Below are 3,520 nucleotides of genomic sequence, written 5' to 3'. Positions count from 1 at the left end.
TTAAATTTGTTTGGTGAAGAAGAGATAGAAAGTATAAGTGCAGACAAGGGTTTTTACAAGAAGGAATACAAGGAACTGATAAGTCTTTATATACCGAAAGTGATCATACCGAAGAAAGGAAAAAGGGGGAGGGTAAGAAGGACAAAGGCACGGAATCTTCTGGAACGATTGAGGAAGTATGAGGGAGATGTGCTGAGGTTTATGGACAATAAAAATGTCCCATTTACGAACAATTTGGCAGAAAACGATATCAGGATGACGAAGGTTCAGCAGAAGATATCTGGCTGTTTTCGTTCTTTGGAATGAGCGAAAATTTTCTGCCGCATCCGGAGTTATCTCTCGACCTGTCGAAAGCAAGGGGTAAATTTGAGCCGGGCATTACAGATGCTATTCCGTGGCGAATTGCCTGATTTTGCTAGCTCGTAGCGACAGTGGGTGAAAATACGCTGAATAGATACGTTTCTTCATGTATTCTTTGTCTAATGTCTTCACCGTATCCCAGTCCAGCTGGAACTCCTTCGCCACATCCTTTACGGTCATAGTACGGCACTTCCGTCCTACAGAATAGGCAAATCGCTTAGTGTAAAAGGGATTGTCCGCAAGCCATTCCAGTTTTTCCCGCTTCACCTTTTTGCACTTCCGACATAATACTCGCCGCACCTCCACTTCCAGGTAAATCCGTGCATCTCCACAGGATAAATCCCGTACCAGACGCACCTTCTTGTCGTAATGACTCCAATGAATCTTTCCACAACACCCACATACCGTTTTTTTTGTGTCCGCTTAAGTCTAAATAACACGTGCCTTCGAGTCTCCAAATATCCCCTTAATTTCTGCTCTCGGACTAAACCCGGGGAACCTGTATTCGTCCAGCAGTCGTCTCTTTTTTTCCATGCAAGTATCATACAGTTTTTTTTGCTCATAAAAAACTTCTTTTTCCCCTTATTTTATGCTATGTTGCAGTCAATTCATGACTCATTTTTACCCACTCACTTGCCTGAAGAGCCATATTAAGATGCGACCCCAAGTCTCCATTAGAGTTTTTACGTCTTTTTCCCTTTTCCGTCATTTCTGCTACGGCAACGTTTCATTAAAACATGGCAGAAATTACAAAAAAATCAGGAATGCATCCGTTGATGATATCAACCGTTCGTGGCGTTCAAAGAATGTTGGGTTTCGCTTTGCTTTCTCTTCGAGTCGTGCCTCATCCAACCTGGCTTAATATTTAAGATACGACCCCAAGTCTACCATTTTACCTGCCTGTGCGATGCATTTGACCCTAAATCACCTATTTTATGCAGATTGCCTCTTGATGTGATATGATAAAATGTGCCTTCAAATTCCAATCTCTGACTCTGTTTGCCTTTTTTACAAGGCATTTACAAGAGCTTCTTTTAATACCACCTTTATTTTAGGCTTTTTGATTTCCAGTATAAGCTCAATAACCTCTTTTATATTATGAATGGCCTCCTCTATTGTTTTTCCCTGAGTAAAACAATTTGAGTGTTCCTTGCACTGTGCAATGTAAAACTTTTCCCCCTTGGCTATGGTAACGGTAAATGTTTGCATTGGTATACCTCTTTTTTAGTTAATATGTCTTTTAAATTCTTCCCATTCAATTTGTATTTCTTTGGCGATAGCCCTTGCCGTATCGCGGTCAATTTCTTTGTGTCTGCCTACAGGGATATTTATTTCCCCATTTGTAAAAATAGTATGATTGCCGCCTTCCCGCAAAAATGTAAAACCATATTCCCTTAAAACTTTTATAATCTTTGACCGTTTATAACTCATAAAAAACAATCGCTGTCCCAATTTAACCTGATACATTTTCTTTTTTCTAATGCCATGCGCTTCAAACCAATGCACCTCAGCAAGACGTATAGTATCATCGGTCAAATGAACATGAACAATCCCTGTCAGGGGTTAACACAACGGCAACATTTCATTAAAACATGGCAGAAATTACAAAAAACCAGAAATGCATCCCTTTACATCAACCGTTCGTGGTATTCAAAGAATGTTGGGTTTCGCTTTGCTTTCTCTTCGAGTCGTACCTCAATCCAACCTGGCTTAATATTTAGGATGCGACCCCAAGTCCTCCCTGATTTCTGGCAATGCACATGATAGATTCATTGCTTTCGTTTGCAAAAAAGTAAATCCTCCTACCATTTATGTACAAGATTGTGTGCATTGATTTTCTTCTCCTAATCCGAAGAAAGCAGGGGAAAATATAGGGACACTTCCAATATTTATCCACCAGATTAAGCAAGAAATATGGGAAGTGTCCCCTAATTCCCCTTCGGCTAATTAAATGACACAGCTAAGATGTTATTTATCAATGATTTTCGTTCTTATCTGTAACAAATAGCTTTATCAATATAATCATTGTTTTAATCTCCACTTCACACACCGTGGTAATATTTCGCTCAATGCGCTTTTCTGCCTTCTGTAGTAAAAACGCATATCTTCCATAACCTCCGTCTCTTTGTCAAGCTTGGTATAATTGCTCAAAATTTGAACATATTTTTAATGATAGATTTTACGGCATTTAGTTCTGCTTCTGCCAATGTTCCCAATGGTTTGATCACGTATTTTTTTTCGATTGTTGCCTGCTTACTAATTCTTATAAAGGATTCCACAAGAAGACCGCAACTTTTCCATTCAACGATTTTATAATCAGTCCCAGTGGTATATTCCTGTGTTGTTATTCTTGCTATGAGAATATCTTGATCCCCCGAATCGTATAAAATAAGGGCAGGCCTTTTAGAAATGTCCTGCAAGTCAGTATGGGGAAATCTCACAAGAATAATTTCGCCAAAGTTATAGGTTGTCATATATGGCATCCTTTTCCGAGTAACCTTTCAGGAACTGTGACATCGCAAAGTTATTCCACGCTGTTTCCTCATCATCAAGCAAAAGCATGATTCTTACCTTTGAATCAGGTTTCAGTTTATCCTTAAGACCTTTTGGAATAGACAAATGCCCATCAGGCAAAACCTCTGCATAATATTCATAAGCTTTCATGTTTTACACTCCTTAAATTTGATGATTAAAATAACATTTTCCCGCTCCGCAAATTGGCAATTATTCGCTCAATGCGTTTTTCTGCTCTTTGTCGTAAAAGACTAATGCAATCCAATACCTCGTTTTTTAAATGGTTAAGATGTGTGCATGTCAAGAATTGCTCGTGTAGTCGCACGAGGCTGTCAAAGTTTTTCATAAGCACATAATATACAAAGATAAGTATCGTGTCCCCCGGAATTCTAATTATAGTCAAAAGCATTTATTTTTAGAAAAACCTGTTTTTTTCTTGCATTTGAATTGTTTCTAGAGTATTAAATTCTGCATGAATCCATTTCTCAGTGAAAAAACCCGAATAGAATTTAAAAAAGTACATAAGAAAGAGCCTCATAGACGTCATGCCGACCGAATCAAAGCTATACTTCTTCTTGATTCAGGATGGAGTTATGAAGAAGTAGCAGAGGCGCTCTTGTTAGACGATCAAACAATCAGGAATTAC

The 3,520-nt window shown here is 38.7% G+C and carries 5 protein-coding genes and 2 pseudogenes; 1 reads left to right on the top strand and 6 read right to left on the bottom strand.

Annotated features, from left to right (window positions below; all coding sequences use genetic code 11):
* A pseudogene (locus QZT26_RS16900) lies at nt 1-426 on the top strand (transposase); the annotation flags it as partial.
* On the opposite strand, the gene QZT26_RS16895 reads toward QZT26_RS16900, so the two are convergent.
* The 6 genes and pseudogenes from QZT26_RS16895 to QZT26_RS16870 all read right to left on the bottom strand — a co-directional run bounded on the left by QZT26_RS16895 (nt 388) and on the right by QZT26_RS16870 (nt 3,024).
* Complete coding sequence (locus tag QZT26_RS16895; RefSeq protein ID WP_338140409.1) at nt 388-666, bottom strand: helix-turn-helix domain-containing protein; 279 nt, start codon at nt 664-666, stop codon at nt 388-390. The pseudogene QZT26_RS16900 and the gene QZT26_RS16895 sit on opposite strands and share 39 nt — an antisense overlap.
* Nucleotides 646-759: pseudogene (locus QZT26_RS16890) on the bottom strand (transposase family protein); the annotation flags it as partial. The gene QZT26_RS16895 and the pseudogene QZT26_RS16890, both read right to left, overlap by 21 nt.
* A 609-nt stretch (nt 760-1,368) precedes the next feature.
* A complete protein-coding gene (locus tag QZT26_RS16885) occupies nt 1,369-1,569 on the bottom strand; it encodes a type II toxin-antitoxin system HicB family antitoxin (RefSeq protein WP_099326860.1) in 201 nt (66 codons plus the stop codon).
* Nucleotides 1,570-1,584: 15 nt separating this feature from the next.
* Nucleotides 1,585-1,896: a type II toxin-antitoxin system HicA family toxin gene (locus tag QZT26_RS16880; protein WP_197705286.1), complete on the bottom strand. Its 312-nt coding sequence runs from the start codon at nt 1,894-1,896 to the stop codon at nt 1,585-1,587.
* 611 nt (nt 1,897-2,507) lie between these two features.
* Nucleotides 2,508-2,834, bottom strand: a complete 327-nt coding sequence (locus QZT26_RS16875) for a type II toxin-antitoxin system PemK/MazF family toxin (RefSeq protein WP_157820771.1) — start codon at nt 2,832-2,834, stop codon at nt 2,508-2,510.
* Entirely contained in the window at nt 2,821-3,024 is a 204-nt protein-coding gene (locus QZT26_RS16870; protein ID WP_099326653.1) for a hypothetical protein, read from the bottom strand. The genes QZT26_RS16875 and QZT26_RS16870 overlap by 14 nt, the downstream gene beginning before the upstream one ends.
* Nucleotides 3,025-3,520: the final 496 nt, after the last annotated feature.

The sequence above is a fragment of the uncultured Candidatus Kuenenia sp. genome (assembly GCF_900696675.1).
GTDB classification, from domain to species: domain Bacteria; phylum Planctomycetota; class Brocadiia; order Brocadiales; family Brocadiaceae; genus Kuenenia; species Kuenenia stuttgartiensis_A.
This window is presented reverse-complemented; position numbering and strand designations above follow the sequence as displayed.

Excerpts from the sequence above, each read along its gene's own strand:
- QZT26_RS16885 (WP_099326860.1), bottom strand. The coding sequence starts at position 1,569 with ATGCAAACATTTACCGTTACCATAGCCAAGGGGGAAAAGTTTTACATT.
- QZT26_RS16875 (WP_157820771.1), bottom strand. The coding sequence starts at position 2,834 with ATGACAACCTATAACTTTGGCGAAATTATTCTTGTGAGATTTCCCCAT.
- QZT26_RS16870 (WP_099326653.1), bottom strand. The coding sequence starts at position 3,024 with ATGAAAGCTTATGAATATTATGCAGAGGTTTTGCCTGATGGGCATTTG.